This is a genomic window from Thermomonas paludicola (genome assembly GCF_024498955.1).
GTDB classification, from domain to species: domain Bacteria; phylum Pseudomonadota; class Gammaproteobacteria; order Xanthomonadales; family Xanthomonadaceae; genus Thermomonas; species Thermomonas paludicola.
In genome coordinates this window covers 2436228-2456183 of the sequence record NZ_CP093311.1, presented here as the reverse complement: position 1 = coordinate 2456183, position 19956 = coordinate 2436228, and the positions used below count along the sequence as shown (strand labels likewise).

Genomic DNA, 19956 nt, shown 5'->3' with positions numbered 1-19956 from the left:
TGGCGGGATGATGCACGACAACCCTCAGCGGCGCCGCGCCGGCGTTTGCGGTGGCGCCACTGGCGGAGCCGGTTTTGCGGGCGCCTGCACCGGGCACGCAAAGCCCTTGCGGGCGCCGTTGGTGGTTCCCAGCAGGCGGTCCGAGAGGCGCAGGGCGTTGCCATTGAGGCGCCAGTCGTAGAGCGTGCTGAAGCTGAGTACGCGGGTCACGTAGTCGCGGGTTTCCTTGTAGCTGATCGTTTCGATCCAGAAATCCGCATCCATCGCCGGGCGCTGCGCCATCCAGCGTCCCAGCGGCGTCGGCCCGGCGTTGTAGCCGGCGATCACCTGATAGGGTTTGCCGCCGTATCGATCCATCAGTTGGCGCAGGTAGGCGCTGCCGATGGCGATGTTGGTGTCGGCGTCGTACAGGCTGTCGCCGCCCTGCCATGGCAGGCCGATTTTCGCGGCGATGCCGGCGCCGGTCGAAGGCAGGACCTGCATCAATCCGCGTGCATCGGCAGCCGAGCGTGCGTTGCTGTCGAACACCGATTCGGCGCGTATTTCGGCGGCAATCCAGGCGGGATCGAGGTTGTTGTGCGCGGCTTCGCGGCGAATGCTGGCGTCGTGGTGCAGCGGGAAGCGCAGCAGGTACAGCTGCTGCTCTTCCGGATGGGATTTGCCGGCCACGTTGACCAGGCCGAACACGCCGCGGTCGAACCAGCCGTTGTCTTGCGCGACTTCCACCGCGAGCCGGCGCTGCTGGTCGTTGAAGCGCGCCAGCGCCGCGTTCCATTCGCGCACGGCCCAGCCGCGACGATCCAGCATGAACAGCTGCAGGGCGCGAACGATGGCCGGGTCGCGGGCGATGGCCTGCTTGGCGGCGGGCAGGATCGCGGGCTGCCAGGGGCACAACGCATACGGCTGGTTCAGCCGATCGGCGGCAAGGAAGCCGTGGAAGTCGGCCTTGCGCGCGGCCTGCGCATACAGCGCGCGGGCATCGGCGGGGCTGCCGGCCAGTTCGCTGGTGCGCGCGGCGAAATACAGCCAGCGCGAATCGTTGCGCTGTGCGTCCGGCATGCGCCGGATCGCGGCCAGTGCACTCGCCCAGTCGCTGCGTGCCATGGCTTCGCGCGCCTGCCATTCGTGCAGGCTTTCATCCCATGCCGATGCCGGCACGTTGGCCAGTCGCCGGGCCGAATCCGGCAGGTAGGATGCGGCCGTCCACAGGGCGATCTGATACCGCACGCGTCCGCTGTCGGCTTCGCTGAAGTCCAGTGCGCTGGCCACCGGCGGCAACAGTGCCTCGGCCTGATCCGGCGATGCCTTGGCCAGTTTCGCCAATGCCGTTGCGGCTACCGCCCGGCTGCGCGCGGTCCTTGGCCACGCCACGGCGGAGCCATCGGGGGCATCGAGGTAGGCAGCATAGGCGTTCGCCTGCGCAACGTCGGCGGCGGGAAGTCCGCGCGCGATGGCGCGCATCACGCCGGATTGCGCGGCATCGGCCGCCTTGTCGAAGCGCTCCCAGCGCAGCGCGTCGGTGAGGCCGCCTTGTGCGGCGAGCAGCGCAAACGGCGCGTCGCACTGCGATGGCAATGACTTGCCGCTGCTGCGCCACAGCGCCTGTGCCTCGCTGCGCCACTGCGCATCCACGCGGTTCATCGCCATCAGGGCCTGCAGGCGCAGGCAACGCAATGCCGCGTCGTCGAGCCCGGCATCCCAGTTGGCGAGGAAGGCCTGCCATTCGTTGCGCCTGGCCAGCGCGGTGAGCCATTCGCTGCGGAATGCGGCGGCGACCGCTTCATTGGCATGGGCGGCAAGGAAGGCATCGCCGCGCGCCAGCGGCAGGGTGTCGAAGCGCGAACGCAGCGCGGCGTAGTCCAGCCAGCCGGCCAATGGCTGATTGCGGAAGCCGGCCAGGGCGAGGTCGTCCAGGCCACTGCGGCTGGCCGCATCAAGCGCGGCCTTGAGCGCGGGGTCCGGCGCGGCAATCTTCACGGGCGTGCGCTGCAGCAGGGGCGACGGGCGCGACTCCGCTGCCTGCGCCTGCGTTGCGCAGGGGCAGGCTGCAAGCGCGAAACCAAGCAGCAAGGCGTGGGTGAACTTGTGCATCACTGGACTATAGCCGAGCATCGATGAACGTCTTTTGCGATGGATGCACGATGTCGTTCCTGTTGATGTATCTGCTGCTTGGCGCCGGCGTCGGCGTGTTGGCCGGTCTGCTGGGCATCGGCGGCGGATTGACCCTGGTGGCTGCGCTGGCGTGGCTGCTGCCCCGGCAGGGAGTGCCTGCGGATGCGGCGATGCATGCGGCACTGGCCAGCTCGCTGGCCAGCATCGTGCTGACCGCAGCCTCGTCGGCGCGCGCCCATCACCGGCGCGGCAGCGTGCTGTGGCCGACGGTGGCGTGGATGGTGCCCGGCGTGCTGTTGGGTGGCTGGTTGGGCAGCGGCTTGGCCATCGCGCTGGAGGATGGCGTGTTGCGCTGGTGTGTGGCCGGCTATTGCTTCGTGATCGCGGCGCAGATGCTGCTGTCGAGGGCCGCGGCAGGCGGGGTGGATGCGCGGGTGCCGCGCGGGCCTGGCTACACGTTGGCAGGCGCCGGCATCGGCATGGTGTCGGCCATCGTCGGGATTGGTGGCGGCAGCCTGACCGTGCCGCTGCTGGTCTGGCGCGGCGTTGCGCCGGTGCGGGCGGTGGGCACCTCATCGGCCTGCGGGATTTTCATTGGCTTGGGCAGTGCCTTGGGCTATGCGCTGCAGGCGCCTGCCGGCGCACTGCCGCTGCCCGGCGCGGTGGGTTACGTGTATTTGCCGGCGGCAGTCGGCGTGGCGATCACCTCGATGCTGGCGGCGCCTTTCGGCGCGCGGTTGGCGCACGCGATCAGCGGGCCAGCGCTCCAGCGCGTGTTCGCGGGGTTCCTGCTGCTGGTCGGCAGCGCGTTCGCCTACAGCGCGCTGCGCTAGTCAACGCAGCGCTGTTTCCGGCACGTCCAGATCCACCGAAAGCGCCAGGTGATCGGACTGCGCGGCGGGCAGCGCCTGCATCGCGCTGATCCCCAGCGCCGGGGTGACCAGCATATGGTCGATGGCGCGCTGCGGTCGCCACGAAGGAAACGTGAGCACGCAGCGATCGGGCGGCTGCAGCTGGGTATGCCGATACAGCGCCTGCATCTCCGGGCTGTCCGGATTGCAGTTGAAATCGCCCATCAGCACCGCGTGCGAGCGGTGCGCCAGCAGTTCGGCGATGAAGCCGAGCTGCGTGGCGCGCGACTGGCTGCCCAGCGACAAGTGGGCGATGGCGATGGTCAAGGCGGATTCGCCATGGCCGAAGGTGGCGGTGAGCACGCCGCGGCCCTTGACCCGGCCCGGCAGCGGGAATTCCTCGACCAGCCGTGGTTCCAGCCGGCTGAGCAGCCCATTGGCACTGGACGCGACGCCACCCATGCGGCGATTGGGCTGGTGGCTCCAGTAGGCAAAGCCGGCGCGCTGTGCCAGGTATTGGGTCTGGTTGGTGAAGCCCGAGCGCAGGCTGCCGGGGTCGGCCTCCTGCAGGCCAACGATGTCGTGCCGGCCGGCGAGTTCGGCGATGCTGTCCAGCGCGCCGCGCTTGTTGCCGCCCGGCAGCACGTGCGACCAGCTGCGCGCCACGTAGTCGTGGTAGCCACGCGTGCTGGAGCCGGCCTGGATATTGGCACTCAGCAGGCGCAGCCGGCGGGCAGGCATGGGTGGTTTTCGCGGGATGCTCAGGCCTTGGCGGGTGCGGGTGCGGGTGCGGGTGCGGCGGGTGCGGCGGGTGCCGCGGGTGCCGCGGGTGCCGCGCCGGCGAGCTTGGCGCGCTCGGATGCAATCAGCTGGTTGAGAATGCGGAACATGTCGTCGAACGACTTGCCCTTGACGCGGTACTTGCCGTTGACCAGGAACGCGGGCGTGCCCATCTGGTCGCCATTGGCGAAGGCGTCGGTCATGTACTGCCGGGCGCGGTTGACCTTGGTGGCCACGGCGAAGCTCTGCATGCTGCTGAGGAACTGGTTCGGGTCCACGCCGTAGCTGCGGTAGAACGCGGCGATGTCCTCGGGGCTGTCCATGCCGCGCTCGCCCTTCAGGGTCTGGTCGATGTGGATGGCGCGGAACATGGCGTCATGGGTCTTGCCGACCAGCCCCATCGCATCGGCGGCGTAATAGGCCTTGGCGTAGTTGTCCCACATCGACCCGAACGCGGCCGGCACGGGCACGAAATGCACGTCCGGCGGGAATTTGGCTTCCATCGCGGCCACCGTTGGCTGGACGGCAGCGCAGACCGGGCAGACGTAGCCGAAGAACTCCACCACCTCGACCTTGCCGGGCGCGGTGTCGAACGGCTGGCCATTCGGGATCGTCACATAGTCCACGCCGTCCACCGGTGCCGGCGCCTTGGCGGCCGCTTCCAGGGAGGCTTTCGCGTTGGCTTCGCCCAACGCCGCGCGCTGGGGATCTTCGGCGCTGGCTTGCGGCGCCGACGCCGCTTGTGCGGCGGAGGCGTCGGCGGCCGTGACCGCCGCCGGGGCTTCGTTCTTGCAGGCGGCCAGGGACAACAGGGCGAGCAGGAGCAGGGCGATGCGTGAGCGGGTCATGGGGATTCCATCATGCGATCAGGAGCGGGGAGCGGCCGGTTTGGCGGCAGCCTTGGCCGGCGCTGTTTTTTTCGGGGCCAGCGCGTTGACCACGGCGCGGGCGTTGGCCAGCAGGTTTTCGTAGCTGTTGCCGAGAATCAGGTAGCGCCCGGCGACAATCAGCGAAGGCGTGCCCTCGACTTGGCTGCGCGCGGAAAATTCATAGGCGTACTTCAGCTTTGGAAGCAGCGCGGCGTCGTTCTGCATCGCGGCCTTGAAGGAGGCGGCGTTGACCCCGGGGATTTTGCCGGCAAAGGCCGTGATCTGCGCGCGATCGGCGTTGCGCGGCAGTTCGCCGGTCTCGTGGATGGCGGCGAACAGGCGCGGATGCAGCACCGCCAGAGATTTGCTGGCCTGTGCGGCGAAGAAGGCGCGGGCCCAGTCATCATCACGGCCGAACACGCCCGGCACCAGCACCAGTTTGGCGTGCGGGGGAAGCTGCTTCGCCCACGCGTCCAGGGTGGGGGCGAAGTGCGCGCAGTGCGGGCAGGTGTAGGCGAACACCTCGGCCACTTCAACCATGCCGGGAGGCAGCGCTTGGTAAGGCTGGCCCCCGTCGATTGCGCGGTACTGGACACCTTCGGTCAGGCCAGGCAGGGCGGCCTGGGCGTGTGCCGGGAAAAGTGCCGCGGTCAGCAGCAGGGCCATCGACAACAACAGTGCGCGCATCGGGTCGGGTTCCAGCGGTCAGGGTGCCCGGGCAAGCATGCGCGGCCCAGGGCGAACGCATGGTGAAGCAGCGCCGGTCAGCGGGCGATGCTTTCCTTGGTGGTGCCGGGTTCGCGGGTATGCAGCCCCTGCACATAGCTGGCCAGCGATTTGATTTCTTCGTCACTCAGCGACTTGGAGACGGTCGCCATCAGCTTGAAATGCGCCGGGCTGGTGTAGGTGGTGGCGCCGGCGCGGTATTCCTCCAGGCGGCGCGCCACATAGACAGAATCCTGGCCGTGCAGCGCCGGATACGCCGGGCCGGGATTGCCCGCACCGGACGGGCCATGGCAGGCCATGCAGGCCGGAATGCCGCGGCTGGCGTCGCCGTTGCGGAACAGCGTTTCGCCGACCTGATAGAACTTCATGTCCTTGTTCGGGCCAGTGGCGATGAGGGTGTCATCGGCCACGCCGGCGCCGGCGGCCTGCTTGGAGAACCAGGCGCCGACGTCGCGCATGTCCTGCGCGCTCAGCATGCCGGCAAACGGCGCCATGATCGCCGCCAGGCCGTTGGTGCGCTGGCCGCTCTTGAACAGGTGCAGTTGCTCGGCGATGTAACGCTCGGGCATGCCGGCGATGCGCGGTGCATTTTGCTGCATCGCGTTGCCGTCCAGGCCGTGGCAGGCGGCGCAGACGCCGGCTTTGCTTTGTCCTGCTTGGGCGTCACCCCAGCTGGCGGGCTTTTCCTGCAATGGCGCGACCTGCACCGGGGCGTTGTCGGGCACGGCAACTGCGGTGCTCTGGGCGTAGGCCGCCGCGGCAAGAGCAAGGCAGGCAATACCGGCAAAGGCGTGTACAGGGCGCATGCAGGACTCCACAGGGTTGAAAGGGCGGCAATCACCCCGGAACCGGCAAATTATGGTCGGCGCGCCCAAGCCGGTCAAACCATCGCGGCGAAGTGGCCCGGACATGCGATGCTATGCAGATGGCCGTGCCCAATCCTTTTGCCCGCGCCCAGTACCTGCTGGCCGCCCATACGCTCCGCCAATTGCCGCCCGATGGCGGCTTCGAGGTGGCCTTCGCCGGTCGTTCCAATGCCGGCAAATCCTCGGCGCTCAACGCGCTGTGCCAGCAAAATGCGCTGGCGCGGGTGTCCAAGACCCCGGGACGAACCCAGCAACTGGTGTTCTTTGGCATACCGCCGCGCGAAGACCGCTATCTGGTGGACTTGCCCGGCTATGGCTATGCCAAGGTGCCGCAAGACCTGCAGGCACACTGGCAGGCGTTCCTCGACACCTATTTCGGCAGCCGCTTCGCCTTGCGCGGGCTGGTGGTGGTGATGGATATCCGGCATCCGCTCAAGGACTACGACCGGCAAATGCTGGGCTATGCCATGCGTCGCGGCCTGCCGGCCCACGTGTTGCTGACCAAGGCCGACAAATTGGGCCGGGGTGCGGCCGGCAACACCCTGCAGGCAGTGCGGATGGAGCTTTCGCGGGCGTTTGCCGACAGCGTGAGCGTTCAGCTGTTTTCCGGCGAGTCCAAGCAGGGCGTGGATGAATTGCGTTCGGTGGTGGCCCGTTGGCTGGAGTGGTAACCACATTGCGCGCATGCGCAGAACGCTGAACGTGCAGCCGCAGTGCTGCGATGAGTGGGCAATGGGGGCTATCCTGCTTGGCCTTCCGATAGACGACGCCGATGTCCGGACCCAGCACTGCCAGTGACCTGCCGATTACCGACCATCGTCAATTGGCGCAGGTGCTGGCCTCGGGGGAAAAACCCCGCAGTGATTGGCGCATCGGCACCGAGCACGAGAAATTCGGTTTCCGCCTGGCTGATCTGCGTCCGCCCGAGTTCGATGGCGAGCGCGGCATCGAGGCATTGCTGACCGGATTGACGCGCTTTGGCTGGCAGCCGGTGCAGGAGGGCGGCCGCACCATCGCGCTGCTGCGGGATGCGGCGTCGGTGACGCTGGAGCCTGCCGGCCAGCTGGAACTGTCCGGCGCGCCGCTGGAAAACATCCACCAGACCTGCAAGGAAGTGGGCGACCACCTGCGCGAAGTGCGCGAAGTGGCCGACGAGCTGGGGTTGGGCTTTCTCGGCATGGGTTTCCAGCCCAAGTGGCGGCGCGAGGACATGCCATGGATGCCGAAGGGTCGCTACAGGATCATGCGCGAGTACATGCCCAAGGTCGGCACGCTTGGCCTCGACATGATGACCCGCACCTGCACGGTGCAGGTCAACCTGGACTACGCCAGCGAAGCGGACATGGTGAAGAAGTTCCGCGTGTCGCTGGCGCTGCAGCCGATTGCCACCGCGCTGTTCGCCGATTCGCCATTCACCGAAGGCAAGCCCAACGGCTATCTGAGCTACCGCTCGCACATCTGGACCGACACCGACGCCGGCCGCACCGGGATGCTGGACTTCGTGTTCGAGGACGGCTTCGGCTATGAGCGTTACGTCGATTACCTGCTCGACGTGCCGATGTATTTTTCCTATCGCGATGGCATTTATCACGATGCCAGCGGCAAGTCGTTCCGCGACTTCCTGCGCGGCAAACTCGATGTGCTGCCCGGCGCGCTGCCGACCCTGCGCGACTGGAACGACCACATGACCACCGCGTTTCCCGAAGTGCGGTTGAAGAAATTCCTGGAAATGCGCGGCGCCGATGGCGGCCCCTGGAGCCGGCTGTGCGCGCTGTCGGCATTTTGGGTGGGCTTGCTGTACGACGATGCGGCGCTGGACGCGGCGTGGGATCTGGTCAAGGATTTCTCGATGGCCGAGCGCCACGCCCTGCGCGATGGCGTGCCCAGGCAGGCGCTGAAGCTGCCATTCCGCAACGGCACGGCACGCGACCTGGCCCGCGAGGCGGTGAAGATCGCGGTGGCCGGATTGCAGCGTCGTGCCGTGCGCAACAGCCAGGGGGTGGACGAATCGCGGTTCCTGGATCCGCTGATCGAGATCGCCGAATCCGGCAAGACCCCGGCCGAGCGCAAGCTGGAGCTGTTCAACGGCGAGTGGCACGGCAGCGTGGATCCGCTGTTCTGCGAGTTCGCGTACTAGCGCCGGTAGATCCAGTGGCGTGACAGCAGGAAGCCCACGCCGCCCGACAGCAAGTCGGCGGCGGGCTTGAAAAGCTGCGCGGCGCGCAGGCCGGCGTGCTGGCCAAGCAGGCCGACGATGGCGGTGTTCAATGCGGTCAAGGCCAGCCATGCGCAGCCGAAGCGCAGCAGCGCGCGGCGGCCCAGTCGGGTGCCTGGGCTTGCGAACGTCCACCTGCCGTTGAGCCAGAATCCCGGCATCGCCCCGCAAATGCGCCCCACGACATTGGCTGGCGCCACCGGCAGCAGCCACTGGCTGAGCGCCAGCATCACGGCGTATTCCAGCCCCCATTGCAGCAGGCCGGCGACGGCCTAGCCGCCAAGATGTCGTCGCAGAGTCATTGGATCATTGTCCGGCAAGCCGGGCCGGCTGCGCGACGGCTAGAATCTCCCCTGATCCCGGAGACCCGCCCATGCCCGCATCGCCCGCCGCCCTGCACGTCATCATCCTTGCCGCAGGCGAAGGCAAGCGAATGAGGTCCACGCTGCCCAAGGTGCTGCAGAAGATCGCGGGCCAGCCGATGTTGGCGCACGTGGTCAACGCCGCACGGGCGCTGTCGCCCGAGGCCATCCACATCGTGTACGGCCACGGCGGCGGGCAGGTGCGTGCGGCATTCGCGGGCCAGCCCGACCTGCTCTGGGCCGAGCAGGCGCAACAGCTTGGCACCGGCCATGCGGTGCAGCAGGCGATGCCGGGCGTGCCGGACGGTGCGCGCGTGCTGGTGCTGTACGGCGATGTGCCGCTGATCACTGCAACCACCCTGCAGCGGTTGCTGGCTTCGCCGCGCCGGCTGGCGGTGCTGGCGGCGGAACCGGCTGACCCGGCGGGCTACGGGCGGATCGTGCGCGATGCGGAAGGGCACGTGGCGGCGATCGTGGAGCACAAGGATGCCGACGACGGGCAGCGCCGGATCGGCCTGATCAATACCGGCGTGATCGCCGCCGATGGCAACGCGCTGAAGCAGTGGCTGGACGGCCTGCGCAACGACAATGCGCAGGGTGAGTATTACCTCACCGACGTGTTCGCCGCCGCCGCGGACGAGTACTCCGCCGCGGAAATCGTGATCGTCGCCGACCCGCTGGAAACCGAAGGCGCCAACGACCCGTGGCAGCTGGCGCAGCTGGAGCGCGCGTTCCAGCTTCGGCAGGTGAAGGCGCTGTGCGCGCAGGGCGCGCGGGTGGCGGATCCGGCGCGCCTGGACATTCGCGGCAGCGTGCGCGTTGGGCGTGACGTGGAGATCGACGTCGATGTGGTGCTGGAGGGAGAAGTGACGCTGGCTGACGGCGTGCGCATCGGCCCGTTTTGCCGGCTCAGGGATGCCTCGCTGGCCGCCGGAACACTGGTTGCCGCACATTGCGACATCGACGGCGCCCGCACCGAAGGCGCGGCGCACATCGGCCCCTATGCGCGGCTGCGTCCCGGGACCGTGCTGGCGGACGGCGTGCATGTCGGCAACTTCGTCGAGACCAAGAAAACAACGCTGGGCCGTGGCAGCAAAGCCAATCACCTGGCCTACCTGGGCGATGCGGTGATCGGCGCGGGCGTCAATGTCGGCGCGGGCACCATCACCTGCAACTACGATGGCGTGAACAAGTCCACCACCACCATTGAAGATGGCGCGTTCATCGGCTCCAATTCGGCGCTGGTGGCACCGGTGACGATTGGCAAGGACGCGACCATTGCCGCAGGTTCCACCATCACCAGGCACGCGCCGGCAGGCAAGCTGAGCGTGGCGCGCGCGCATCAGGCGGTGGTCGAGGCCTGGAAACGGCCGCAGAAGAAGGCGCCGTGAATCCCGCGCGCGTGCGCCGTGATGCACTCCATGCGCTGACCGACCTGCCCAATGTCGGCCCCTCGATTGCCGGTGACCTGCGCCTGATCGGCATCGAACGCCCGCAGCAACTGCTGGCCGCAGATGCGCTTTCGATGTACGAAGCGCTGTGCCGCAAGACCGGCGTGCGGCACGACCCCTGCGTGATCGATGTGTTCCTGTCGATCACCGCATTCATGCGCGGCGAAGACGCGCGGCCGTGGTGGGACTTCACCGCGCAGCGAAAAACGCGCTGCGCTACGCCGGCAGCACCATCGACACGCACAGGCCCCCGCCGTCGCGGTTGAGCAGGGCGATGCGCCCGCCGTGCGCTTCGGCGATTTCGCGCGCCAGCGCCAGCCCCAACCCGGTGCCATTGCGCTTGGTGGAATAGAACGGCAGCAGCGCATTGGCCAGTACCGCGGTGTTCATTCCGCTGCCGCGATCGAGCACGTCGATGCGCCAACTGTCCGGCAACTTGCGCACCGCCAGTTTCACCTGGTCGTGCGGCGTCCCGGACTCATGCGCGTTTTTCAGCAAATTGATCAGCGCCTGTTCCACTTGCGCGGCATCGAAACGGCCGATGCCATCGACAGGCTGCAGGTCGAAGGCGAACTCGACCTGGGTGCGCAACTGGGCAGCGAAGCGCTGCCATTCCACCGGTTCGACGCGCGGCGAAGGCAGCTTGGCAAACCGTGCATAGTCGCGGATGAAGCTCTCCAGGTGGCGCGCGCGCTCCTCGATGGTCGCCAGCGCCGTTGGCAGCCGCTCGAGCTGGCCACGGCGCAGCAGTTCGCCGCCGGAATGCGCCAGTGACGCAATCGGCGCCAGGGAGTTGTTCAATTCGTGGCTGATGACGCGGATCACTTTTTTCCACGTCTGCACTTCCTGGCGGCGCAGTTCGGCGGTGAGCTGGCGCAACAGGATGAGTTCGTGGCTGCGGCCGTTGAGCCGGAAACTGCGCCGTGACAGGTGGTAGATATCCTCGTCGTCCTCGTGGCCGACGGTGAACATGCCATCGCCGCCGCGCACAAAAGCGTCCTGCACCGCAGGGTCGGCGCCGGCCAGCACGCCGTCGAAGGTGCGTCCTTCCATGCGCTTGCCATCGCCCAGCATCCGGCGCGCGGCCAGGTTGCCCAGCACCACGCGCCCGGAAGGATCCACCAGCACCATGGCGACCGGTGTGTTCTGCACCATGGTGTCGAGCAGCAGTTCGCGCTGCACCAGCGCCAGCCGCTGCCCGCGCAGGGCGGCGCCGAGTGCGTTGTGCGTGGCGACCAGGTGGCCGAGATCGCCGCCGCCATCCCAGGCAATGCCGAAGCTGTAATCACCATCGCGATAGCTGGCCACGGTGCCGGCCAGCGCGCGGAACAGGGCGTGCATCGGCGCCAGTGCCCGCCAGGTCGCGATGGCCGTGCATGCGCCAACGGCAAGCGTGGCGAGCAGCGTGGCGGCCCACGGCGGCAGCCAGCGCGCCAGCTGCAGCGCGCTCAACGACGCCAGCGCGATGCCGGCGCAAGCGATTGCGGCCATGCGCGCGGCGACGGAAAGCCTGCGAAATCGAAGCATGTCAGTCGCGCGCAATGCCAAGCCGGTCCAGCCGACGGTACAGTGCCTGCCGAGACAGGCCCAGCTCGGCCGCCGCCTGTGACAACACGCCGCCGCAGCGATCCAGTGCGGCCTCGATGGCGGCGCGATCGGGCTCGTCGGTGCCGGCAGGGCGTGCAGCAGCGGAGATCGCCGGCAGGCCGAGATCTGCGACCGACACGACCTCGTCACGCGCCAGCAGCGCAGCGCGCTGCATCACGTTGCGCAACTCGCGCACGTTGCCCGGCCATGGATAGCGCTGCAGTGTGCGTTCGGCCTCCTCCCCGAGGCGCTTTCCAGCGGGCAGGAAATGCCGCGCCAACGGCAGGATGTCGCGCGGGCGGGCGCTCAGCGGCGGCAGCCGCAGTTCGATCCCGTTGAGGCGGTAGAACAGGTCTTCGCGGAACCTGCCCGCGGCAATCAGTGCCGGCAGATCCGCATTGGTGGCGCTGACGATGCGCACCTTGACGCTGCGTTCGCGATTGCTGCCCAGCCGCTCGAAGCGGCCGGTTTCCAGCACGCGCAGCAGCTTCACCTGCCCAGCCAGTGGCAAGGTGCCGACCTCGTCGAGGAACAAGGTGCCGCCATCGGCCGCTTCGAACTTGCCTTCGCGCGGTTTGTTGGCGCCGGTGTAGGCACCCGCGTCGGCGCCGAACAGCTCGGCTTCGATCAAGTCCGCCGGCAGTGCGCCGCAATTCAGGGCGATGAACGGGCCGCTGCGGACGCTGGAATTGGCATGCACGATTTCGGCGTACTTTTCCTTGCCGGTGCCGTTCGGGCCAGTGATGAGCACCGGAATGTCCGCGCGTGCAACCTGGCAGGCAAGCGCCAGCATCGTTTCGCTGGCGTCGTCGGCAAACACCACGCCGCGCAGATCATGCCCGCCCAGCAGCGCCTCGCGCCGCTGTCGTTCGCTGCTGCGTTCCTGCGCCAGGTCGCGTTGTGCCTGCGCAAGCTCCAGCAGGTTGTTGACCGTGGCCAGCAGCTTGCGGTCGTCCCAGGGCTTGGCCAGGTAATCCACCGCGCCGGCCTTGACCAGGTCGATGGCGGATTCCAGATGCGTCCACGCGGTGAGCAGGATCACCGGGAGGTCGGGATGCTCCGCGCGCAGCTGGTGGAACAGCGCCACGCCTTCCTCGCCCGAGGTGGTGTCGGTTTCGAAATTCATGTCCTGGATGACCAGGCCGATGTCCTCGTTGCGCAGCCGCAGCAAGCCGTCGGCCGGCGATGCCGCGTGCACCACGTCGATGTCATGCAGGGAGAGCAGCAGCTCCAGCGCGGTGGCGACGGCGGGGTTATCGTCGATGACGAGGATGGCGGGCATGCGGGGCGTCCAGGCGTGGTTCGATAGCTTAAGCCCGCCGATGCACGCCGGCGGGCGTGTCCCTCAGTGGCCTCATGCGCTGCGGGTGGCGATCGCCGGCGACACGGCCGCGGCACGGCGTGCCGGCCAATACACCGCGAACTGTCCCAGCAGCCACAGCGTGACGGCGCCGATCGGGAGGTAGAACAGCGGTAGTCGCGGCAATTCGTACTTGCCCATCAACACTTGATTGATCGCATAGGCCAGCAACATGCCCAGCGTGATGCCAATGCTTGCCAACAGGAAATTTTCGGTCTGGAAATAGCGCAGGATCTGTACCCGCGTCGCGCCCAGCGCACGGCGAATTCCGATCTGCTTGGTGCGCTGCTGCACCCAGAAACTGGCCAGGCCGACGATGCCGAGCGCGGTCACCACCAGCAGGGCGACGATCACCGTGGTCAGCAGCCAGGCCATCGCCCGATCCTGCTGATAGTACTTGTCGCGCAATGCCTCCATGGTCATCGTGTTGTCTTCCAGCACGATGCGGTTCGGGCCGTTCTTGCGCAGCGCATCGATGGCAGCCTTCATGACCTCGGCGCGACGGCCGGGTTCGGTGCGCAGCAGGTAGTTGCCACCCAGGTTGTAGGGCACCCTGATTGGAAACATCATCGAATGCTCATGCGCGGCGGGGCCACCCTGTTCGCTTGGCCGCACCAGGTGGTCAACCACGCCGACGACCCGGATCGGATCATCGCCCCAGCTGTAGAACGTCTTGCCGACCGCATTCCCACCGGGGAACAGCTTGTCGGCCATGCTGCGGGTGATGATCACCGCCGGGATCTGGACCTTGCTGCCCGGCGCATCAAGCGCGGACCACGCGATGAATTCATCGCTGTTGAAACGACGGCCCGAAACCAGTTTGAGGCCCATGGTGTCCATGAAGCTGTCGCCGGTCATGTAGACGGTGGCATTCAAGGTGGGCTGCTTCTGGTCCTTGCTCATGTTGACCGAGGTGTTCCACGAGCTGGGGTGGAATGGCACCTGATTGGTCACGGCGGCGGATTTCACCCCCGGCAAGCCTTGCAGGATCGCGAGGTCGCTGCGGGTCAACGCCTCGGCGTTGTCGTCGGTGCCGATTCCGGTGATCTGGATGCGCACGATCTCGCTTTCGGCGATGCCACTGACTTGCTTGAGTCGATCAAGGCGGTTGTCGATCAGGAACAGCGCATTGCAGACGATCGCGCAGCTCAGCGCGATCTCCAGCACGATCAGCGCAGCGGCCATCTTGTGGCGCAGCAGCGTGGACAGGATAGGGCGGATGTTCATGGCGGTGCTCCGTTGTGCTCCCCCTTCGCTGTGCGAAAGGGGAGGAGAAAAGCGGCTATTGCGACTTCAGCTGCATCGCCGGCGACACCTGCATCGCGCTCCAGGCCGGCAGCAGGCCGGCGAGCAGGCTGGCGATGATGGCCAGGGCAAAGGTGGTCAACAGCATGCTGGAATCGAGGTGCGCGAGATCGGCATAGTCGGTCGGCTGCTGGCGCACGGCCCAGAGCCCAAGCCACGCCAGCATCAGCCCGACGATGCCACCGGCCAGGCCCACTGCGCCGGCTTCGACCATGCATTGCATGAAGATGGTCTTGCGCGATGCCCCCAGTGCGCGGCGCACGCCAAGCTCGCCACTGCGGCGCAGGAACTTGGCCAGCAACAAGCCCACGGTGTTGAGCAGGCAGACCAGCAGGAAGCCGAACGCCAGCCAGACCTGCAGGCGCACATCGCCCGGCACAACCTTGTTGAAATCCAGCCATTCCATCAACCCGCGCAGGCGCACGTTGGTCGGCCGCTCGAAGCGCCCGGCTGCGCGTTGCTGGTTCGAATAGTTGATGAGGTACTGCTTGTACGCGGCGGCCTTTGCGGGCGTGTCCAGCTGCACCCAATACTGGATCCAGGTGCAGGGTGCATTGACGCCGGTTTCGCCCTCCGGGTCGCTGCCGGAATCCCCCCAGCAATTCATGTTGCCGTTGCGGCCCATCTTCAGGTCGCGCGAGGTCGTGAATGGCAGGAACGCCTGATCACTTTCGCCAAACCCGCTATTGCCATTCATGTCGTAGAACTTCGGCGTTGGCCGCCATGTATCGAGCACCCCGCTGACGCGGAACTCGTTCTTGTCGATGCGGAGCGTCTTGCCGACGCTGTTCGTCCCGCCAAAGAGCGTCTCGTTGAGCGCCTTGGTGATGACCACCACGCGCGCATGGCCTGCGTCGTCGGTGGCGCTCCAGCCATTGCCGTACAGGAACGGCATCGCGAACATCGGGAACATGTCGGCGCTGGTGTAGCGGGCATCGATTTGCATCGGCGACAAGCCCGCGCGTTGCGGCTCGATCGCCACGCCGCCACCGGTCATCATCGCCTGCCGATCACCGCGCTTCTCGCGCAGCAGGGCTTCGGCATCGAAACGCGTGAGCTGGCTGTTCGGCTCGTCGCCAGCGGCATAGCCATCCATGCTCTCCGGTGCCATCTGCGGATAGAACAGGGTCGCGCTGCGTTCCGGCAGCGGGTCGCCGGACAGGATGTGGAACACGGTCAGCGTGGTCATGCTGGCACCGATGCCCAGCGCGATCGCCAGCACCATCAGTGCGGTCAGTGCCTTGTTGCGCTTGAAGCTGCGCAGGGCGAGCTTGAGGTAATAGCCGAACATGGCGGAGCCCTCAGGAGGCGCTGATGGTTGCATCGTCGTGGCGCGCTGCTTCGGCGACACGGGCGAGGCTGGACTGCACGGACAGGTCGGTGGCCATGCCATCGACGATGTGCACGTTGCGTTGCGCGCGCGCGGCCAGCTCCGGGTCGTGGGTCACCATCACGATGGTGGTGCCTTGCTGGTTGATGTCTTCCAGCAGCTCCAGCACGCTGCGCGCCATCTGCGAATCCAGATTGCCGGTGGGCTCGTCCGCCAGCAGCAGGCGCGGGCTGCCCGCCAGCGCACGGGCGATCGCCGCGCGCTGCTGCTGGCCGCCGGAGAGCTCGGCCGGGAAGTGCTTCATGCGCGAGCCAAGCCCGACCATGCCAAGCGCGTCCTCGATGCGCAGCTTGCGCTCGCCGGCCGGCATGCCGCGATAGCGCAGCGGCACATCGCAGTTGTCGAACAGGTTGAGGTCTGGAATCAGGTTGAAGCCCTGGAAGATGAAGCCGAGCTTCTCGTTGCGCAGCTTGCTGCGTGCGTTGTCGTCCAGGCCCTTCACGTTGACGCCGTCGAGCATGTAGTCGCCGCCGGTGAACTCTTCCAGCAGGCCGGCGATGTTGAGGAAGGTGGTCTTGCCCGAGCCCGACGGGCCGGTGACGGCGACGAACTCGCCGTCGGCGACGCGAAGGTCGAGCGAGCGCAGCGCGTGCGTTTCGACCAGATCGGTGCGATAGACCTTGGTGACTTGGCGCATGTCCAGCATGGCGTGGATTCCTTGGAGGGGGAGGGCGGGATCAGCGGATTCGGGAATGTGTGGATGCTCAGTTCCCGGAAATGCGGACGCGGTCCGCGTTGTCGAACTGGTCGGTGCCCGAGACCACGATGCGGTCGCCGGCAGTCAGGCCCGAGACGATTTCCACCGCAGACAGGCTGGACGCACCTGCCTGGATGGGCCGGCGCACGGCACTGCCGCCGTCGACGACATAGGCGAAACGGCCGCCGTCCTGTTCCAGGAACGGGCCGCGCTCGACCATCAGCACGTTGCGCCGCGTGTCCATCACGATGCGCACGCTGAGCCGCTGGTTCTGGCGCAGGCCGGGCGGCTGCTTGCCGGCGGCAAACCGCACGCGGGCGGTCACCTCGCCGTTCACCACCTCGGGGGACACCGCGGCGATCTCGCCGGCGAACTGCGCGTTGTTGGCGTTGATCTGCGCCGGCATGCCAATGCCAAGATCGCGCGCGAAGCTCTCCGGCACCTTGATTTCGATCTCGAACCTGGCCAAGTCGACCACGCTCAACACCGCGCCATTGGCGATCACGCTGGTGCCTTGCGGAACCTGAATCTGGCCGACCTGGCCATCGAACGGCGCACGAATGGTCAGCGCGTCCACCTGGCGACGTGCTTCATCCACCACGGCCTGTTGGCGCTGGGCCTGCAACTGCTTGTTGCGCGCATCCAGCCCGGCACCGGCGCTTTGCAGCTGGAAGTCCTGACGCGCCGCCGCCAGGCCGATGTCGGCCTTCTTCATCAGATCCTGCGCGCGGGCCAGGTCGTTCTGCGGTACCGCGCCGCCCGCGAAGGCGCGCTGGTAGCGCTCCAGGTCGCGCATGGCCGCGGTGCGATCCACGCTGGCCTGATCCAGCGCGCGCCGTGCATTGGCGCGGGTGATCTGCGCATCCAGGCGGCTGCGGCTGGCCTCGGCTTGCAGGCCGGCCAACGTGGATTCTTCCTGGACCAGCTTGCTGCGCAACTCGGGGCTGTCGATCACCGCCAGGATCTGATCCTTGCGAACCTTGTCGCCAGCGACGACTTGGAGGGACACGGTGCCGGCCGCGATGGCGTACAGGGTGGGGCTGTTGGCGGCGATGATCCGGCCGTCGGCGCTGAGGTCGCGCACCAGGTCGCCGCGCTTCACCTCGGCGATGCGGACGCGCGTGGAATCGAAGGAGCGGGCGCCCGACAACCAGCCCGACGCCACCCAGCCGATCAGCGCCAGCAGCGCGATGCCGCCACCGGCAGCCAAGGCCATGCGCCGGCGACGGAGCGGGCCGGGTGCGGCGGCCATGGCCTGGTCCTGGCCGGAGGTGTCGCGGATGCGGCGGGATGTATCCATGCGTTTGCTGGTCTGCGGGCTGTCCATGCCACAAGAAAAGCAATCCGTGTGCCAATCGGTAAGTGCATGAGATTGAAGGAATAATCACTCAGTCGGCTGTCCGTCCGGGTGCTTCGGTCGTCCGCGTGGACATTCCCGCAGCGGCAGCGACTACACTTTCCGCTTCCCGAATGGAGCAGTGCCAGCATGTGTGGAATCGTCGGTGCCATCGCCAGCCGTGACGTGGTTCCGCTGCTGGTCGAAGGCCTCAAGCGGCTTGAATACCGGGGCTACGACTCGGCGGGGATCGCGGTGGTGGTGGCCGATGCGGTGCGCCGCGTGCGCCGGACCGGGCGCGTGGCGGAGATGGCGTCGGCGGCGCTGGCGGAAGGGTTCGACGCCACCCTCGGCATCGGCCATACCCGCTGGGCGACCCACGGCGGCGTGACCGAAACCAACGCCCATCCGCATATCAGCCACGGCGATCTGGCGCTGGTGCACAACGGCATCATCGAGAACCACGAGATGCAGCGCGAACGCCTGCGCGCGCTGGGCTACGCGTTCACCTCGCAGACTGATACCGAGGTGGTGGCGCACCTGATCCACCATCACCGCAGCCAGGGCAAAAGCCTGCTGGGCGCGCTGCAGAGCGCAGTGAAAGAGCTGCATGGCGCCTATGCGCTGGCGGTGATCGACCGGCGCGACCCGTCAACGCTGGTGGCGGCGCGCATGGGTTGCCCGCTGCTGGTGGGGCTGGGCGAGGGCGAGAATTTCGTGGCGTCCGATGTGTCCGCCATCGTGTCTGCAACCCGGCGGGTGATCTTCCTGGAGGAGGGCGACACCGCCGAGCTGACCTGCGCCGGCGTGCGCGTGTTCGATGCCGATGATGCGCCGGTGCAGCGCGACGTGCACGTCTCCGACGTGTCGCTGGCGTCGCTGGAGCTGGGCCCGTACCGGCACTTCATGCAGAAGGAAATCCACGAGCAGCCGCGCGCGATCGGCGACACCATCGAAGGCATCCTGGACGCCGGGGGCTTCGGGCCGGCGCTGTTCGGAAAGGATGCGGCGCAGTTGCTGGCGGATGTCGATTCCGTGCAGATCCTCGCCTGCGGCACCAGCTTTTACGCGGGGCTGACCGCGCGCTACTGGATCGAGGACATCAGCGGTATTCCCTGTGCGGTGGATATCGCCAGCGAATACCGTTACCGCAAGGTGGTGGCGAATCCGCGCCAGCTCATCGTCACCATTTCCCAGTCCGGTGAAACGCTGGACACGATGGAGGCGCTGAAGTACGCAAAAGCCCAGGGCCAGGGCAGGACGCTGTCGATCTGCAACGTGCCGGAAAGCGCCATTCCGCGCGCCAGCCGGATGCTGTTCCTGACCCGTGCCGGCGCCGAGATCGGCGTGGCCTCCACCAAGGCATTCACTACCCAGCTGGTGGCCCTGTTCGTGCTGGCGTGCACGTTGGGCAAACTGCGCGGGCGCGTTGATGGAGCGCAGGAAGCCGGCTTCCTCGATGCGCTGCGCCACCTGCCCGGCAGCGTGCAGCACGCGCTCAACCTGGAGCCGCAGGTGGCGTCGTGGGCGGAAAAATTCGCGCCGCGCCAGCACGCGCTGTTCCTCGGCCGCGGCACGCACTATCCGATCGCGCTGGAGGGTGCGCTCAAGCTCAAGGAAATCTCCTATATCCACGCCGAAGGCTACCCGGCCGGCGAGCTCAAGCACGGCCCGCTGGCGCTGGTGGACACGCAGATGCCGGTGGTGGTGATTGCCCCGAACGACAGCCTGCTGGAAAAGGTGAAATCCAACATCCAGGAAGTGCGCGCACGCGGCGGCGAGATGTTCGTGTTCACCGACGCCGACAGCAGCTTCAGCGAATCCGAGGGCGTCCACGTGATCCGCACCCCGCGCCATGTGGGCTTGTTGTCGCCGATCGTCCACGCCATTCCCGTGCAACTGCTGGCCTATCACACCGCCTTGGCGCGCGGCACCGACGTGGACAAGCCGCGCAACCTTGCCAAGTCGGTGACCGTGGAGTGAGGTTCCGGTCTGACCTGCCACGAAGCCTTCGCGGAAGCACGAAGAAGATTCCCGTTATTGCTGCGC

Annotated in this window: 17 protein-coding genes and 1 pseudogene; 6 read left to right on the top strand and 12 right to left on the bottom strand. The window is 67.3% G+C overall.

The genetic code is table 11. From position 1 onward, the window contains the following. Positions 1–24: 24 nt before the first annotated feature. Positions 25–2091 carry a lytic transglycosylase domain-containing protein gene (locus LIW09_RS11540; RefSeq protein WP_256645763.1) on the bottom strand — a complete coding sequence of 689 codons (2067 nt, stop codon included), beginning with the start codon at positions 2089–2091 and terminating at the stop codon, positions 25–27. A gap of 50 nt (positions 2092–2141) precedes the next feature. Here LIW09_RS11540 and LIW09_RS11535 point away from each other — a divergent pair, with 50 nt between their 5' ends. Next, entirely contained in the window at positions 2142–2945 is an 804-nt protein-coding gene (locus LIW09_RS11535; RefSeq protein WP_256645762.1) for a sulfite exporter TauE/SafE family protein, read from the top strand. On the opposite strand, the gene LIW09_RS11530 is transcribed toward LIW09_RS11535, so the two are convergent. From LIW09_RS11530 to LIW09_RS11515, 4 genes and pseudogenes are all read right to left on the bottom strand, one after another. Beyond that, positions 2946–3704 carry an endonuclease/exonuclease/phosphatase family protein gene (locus LIW09_RS11530; protein ID WP_256645761.1) on the bottom strand — a complete coding sequence of 253 codons (759 nt, stop codon included), beginning with the start codon at positions 3702–3704 and terminating at the stop codon, positions 2946–2948. A gap of 98 nt (positions 3705–3802) precedes the next feature. Beyond that, positions 3803–4591, bottom strand: a pseudogene (locus LIW09_RS11525) (thiol:disulfide interchange protein DsbA/DsbL); the annotation flags it as partial. 18 nt (positions 4592–4609) lie between these two features. Then, positions 4610–5299, bottom strand: a complete 690-nt coding sequence (locus LIW09_RS11520) for a thiol:disulfide interchange protein DsbA/DsbL (RefSeq protein ID WP_256645759.1) — start codon at positions 5297–5299, stop codon at positions 4610–4612. Positions 5300–5376: 77 nt separating this feature from the next. Then, the gene (locus tag LIW09_RS11515) at positions 5377–6144 is read right to left on the bottom strand and encodes a c-type cytochrome (RefSeq protein ID WP_256645758.1); all 768 of its coding nucleotides are present in this window, start codon (positions 6142–6144) and stop codon (positions 5377–5379) included. 119 nt (positions 6145–6263) lie between these two features. On the opposite strand from LIW09_RS11515, the gene yihA reads away from it, so the two are divergent. Continuing rightward, positions 6264–6875, top strand: coding sequence for a ribosome biogenesis GTP-binding protein YihA/YsxC (gene yihA, locus LIW09_RS11510; RefSeq protein WP_256645757.1), 612 nt, complete (start codon positions 6264–6266; stop codon positions 6873–6875). A 101-nt stretch (positions 6876–6976) separates the two neighbouring features. Next, positions 6977–8341, top strand: a complete 1365-nt coding sequence (locus LIW09_RS11505) for a glutamate--cysteine ligase (protein ID WP_256645756.1) — start codon at positions 6977–6979, stop codon at positions 8339–8341. Here the strand turns inward: LIW09_RS11505 and LIW09_RS11500 are convergent. Beyond that, entirely contained in the window at positions 8338–8649 is a 312-nt protein-coding gene (locus LIW09_RS11500) for a GtrA family protein (RefSeq protein WP_256645755.1), read from the bottom strand. The two genes, LIW09_RS11505 and LIW09_RS11500, sit on opposite strands and share 4 nt — an antisense overlap. Before the next feature lie 143 nt (positions 8650–8792). Here LIW09_RS11500 and glmU point away from each other — a divergent pair, with 143 nt between their 5' ends. Both glmU and LIW09_RS11490 read left to right on the top strand, forming a co-directional pair. Beyond that, entirely contained in the window at positions 8793–10172 is a 1380-nt protein-coding gene (glmU, locus tag LIW09_RS11495; protein WP_256645754.1) for a bifunctional UDP-N-acetylglucosamine diphosphorylase/glucosamine-1-phosphate N-acetyltransferase GlmU, read from the top strand. Next, positions 10169–10498 (top strand): helix-hairpin-helix domain-containing protein, encoded by a 330-nt coding sequence (locus LIW09_RS11490; RefSeq protein ID WP_256645753.1) that lies wholly within the window; start codon positions 10169–10171, stop codon positions 10496–10498. The genes glmU and LIW09_RS11490 overlap by 4 nt, the downstream gene beginning before the upstream one ends. Here LIW09_RS11490 and LIW09_RS11485 read toward each other — a convergent pair. The 6 genes from LIW09_RS11485 to LIW09_RS11460 all read right to left on the bottom strand — a co-directional run bounded on the left by LIW09_RS11485 (position 10449) and on the right by LIW09_RS11460 (position 17871). Then, positions 10449–11723, bottom strand: coding sequence for a sensor histidine kinase (locus LIW09_RS11485; RefSeq protein ID WP_256645752.1), 1275 nt, complete (start codon positions 11721–11723; stop codon positions 10449–10451). The two genes, LIW09_RS11490 and LIW09_RS11485, sit on opposite strands and share 50 nt — an antisense overlap. Positions 11724–11760: 37 nt before the next feature. Beyond that, entirely contained in the window at positions 11761–13101 is a 1341-nt protein-coding gene (locus LIW09_RS11480) for a sigma-54-dependent transcriptional regulator (RefSeq protein ID WP_256645751.1), read from the bottom strand. 72 nt (positions 13102–13173) lie between these two features. Continuing rightward, positions 13174–14406, bottom strand: coding sequence for an ABC transporter permease (locus tag LIW09_RS11475; protein ID WP_256645750.1), 1233 nt, complete (start codon positions 14404–14406; stop codon positions 13174–13176). 55 nt (positions 14407–14461) lie between these two features. Next, complete coding sequence (locus tag LIW09_RS11470; protein ID WP_256645749.1) at positions 14462–15775, bottom strand: ABC transporter permease; 1314 nt, start codon at positions 15773–15775, stop codon at positions 14462–14464. Positions 15776–15785: 10 nt separating this feature from the next. Further along, positions 15786–16520 carry an ABC transporter ATP-binding protein gene (locus LIW09_RS11465; RefSeq protein WP_256645748.1) on the bottom strand — a complete coding sequence of 245 codons (735 nt, stop codon included), beginning with the start codon at positions 16518–16520 and terminating at the stop codon, positions 15786–15788. Positions 16521–16578: 58 nt separating this feature from the next. After that, on the bottom strand, positions 16579–17871 hold the full coding sequence (locus LIW09_RS11460; RefSeq protein ID WP_425507888.1) for an efflux RND transporter periplasmic adaptor subunit: 1293 nt from the start codon (positions 17869–17871) through the stop codon (positions 16579–16581). Positions 17872–18057: 186 nt separating this feature from the next. On the opposite strand from LIW09_RS11460, the gene glmS reads away from it, so the two are divergent. Next, entirely contained in the window at positions 18058–19890 is a 1833-nt protein-coding gene (gene glmS, locus LIW09_RS11455) for a glutamine--fructose-6-phosphate transaminase (isomerizing) (RefSeq protein WP_256645747.1), read from the top strand. Positions 19891–19956 lie beyond the last annotated feature (66 nt).

What these genes read in the sequence shown, in the direction of transcription:
- LIW09_RS11460 (WP_425507888.1), bottom strand. Translation starts at nt 17,871, where the DNA reads ATGGATACATCCCGCCGCATCCGCGACACCTCCGGCCAGGACCAGGCC.
- LIW09_RS11475 (WP_256645750.1), bottom strand. Translation starts at nt 14,406, where the DNA reads ATGAACATCCGCCCTATCCTGTCCACGCTGCTGCGCCACAAGATGGCC.
- yihA (WP_256645757.1), top strand. Translation starts at nt 6,264, where the DNA reads ATGGCCGTGCCCAATCCTTTTGCCCGCGCCCAGTACCTGCTGGCCGCC.
- glmU (WP_256645754.1), top strand. Translation starts at nt 8,793, where the DNA reads ATGCCCGCATCGCCCGCCGCCCTGCACGTCATCATCCTTGCCGCAGGC.
- LIW09_RS11480 (WP_256645751.1), bottom strand. Translation starts at nt 13,101, where the DNA reads ATGCCCGCCATCCTCGTCATCGACGATAACCCCGCCGTCGCCACCGCG.
- LIW09_RS11470 (WP_256645749.1), bottom strand. Translation starts at nt 15,775, where the DNA reads ATGTTCGGCTATTACCTCAAGCTCGCCCTGCGCAGCTTCAAGCGCAAC.
- glmS (WP_256645747.1), top strand. Translation starts at nt 18,058, where the DNA reads ATGTGTGGAATCGTCGGTGCCATCGCCAGCCGTGACGTGGTTCCGCTG.
- LIW09_RS11500 (WP_256645755.1), bottom strand. Translation starts at nt 8,649, where the DNA reads ATGCTGGCGCTCAGCCAGTGGCTGCTGCCGGTGGCGCCAGCCAATGTC.
- LIW09_RS11465 (WP_256645748.1), bottom strand. Translation starts at nt 16,520, where the DNA reads ATGCTGGACATGCGCCAAGTCACCAAGGTCTATCGCACCGATCTGGTC.
- LIW09_RS11530 (WP_256645761.1), bottom strand. Translation starts at nt 3,704, where the DNA reads ATGCCTGCCCGCCGGCTGCGCCTGCTGAGTGCCAATATCCAGGCCGGC.
- LIW09_RS11505 (WP_256645756.1), top strand. Translation starts at nt 6,977, where the DNA reads ATGTCCGGACCCAGCACTGCCAGTGACCTGCCGATTACCGACCATCGT.
- LIW09_RS11515 (WP_256645758.1), bottom strand. Translation starts at nt 6,144, where the DNA reads ATGCGCCCTGTACACGCCTTTGCCGGTATTGCCTGCCTTGCTCTTGCC.
- LIW09_RS11520 (WP_256645759.1), bottom strand. Translation starts at nt 5,299, where the DNA reads ATGCGCGCACTGTTGTTGTCGATGGCCCTGCTGCTGACCGCGGCACTT.
- LIW09_RS11535 (WP_256645762.1), top strand. Translation starts at nt 2,142, where the DNA reads ATGTCGTTCCTGTTGATGTATCTGCTGCTTGGCGCCGGCGTCGGCGTG.
- LIW09_RS11540 (WP_256645763.1), bottom strand. Translation starts at nt 2,091, where the DNA reads ATGCACAAGTTCACCCACGCCTTGCTGCTTGGTTTCGCGCTTGCAGCC.
- LIW09_RS11485 (WP_256645752.1), bottom strand. Translation starts at nt 11,723, where the DNA reads ATGGCCGCAATCGCTTGCGCCGGCATCGCGCTGGCGTCGTTGAGCGCG.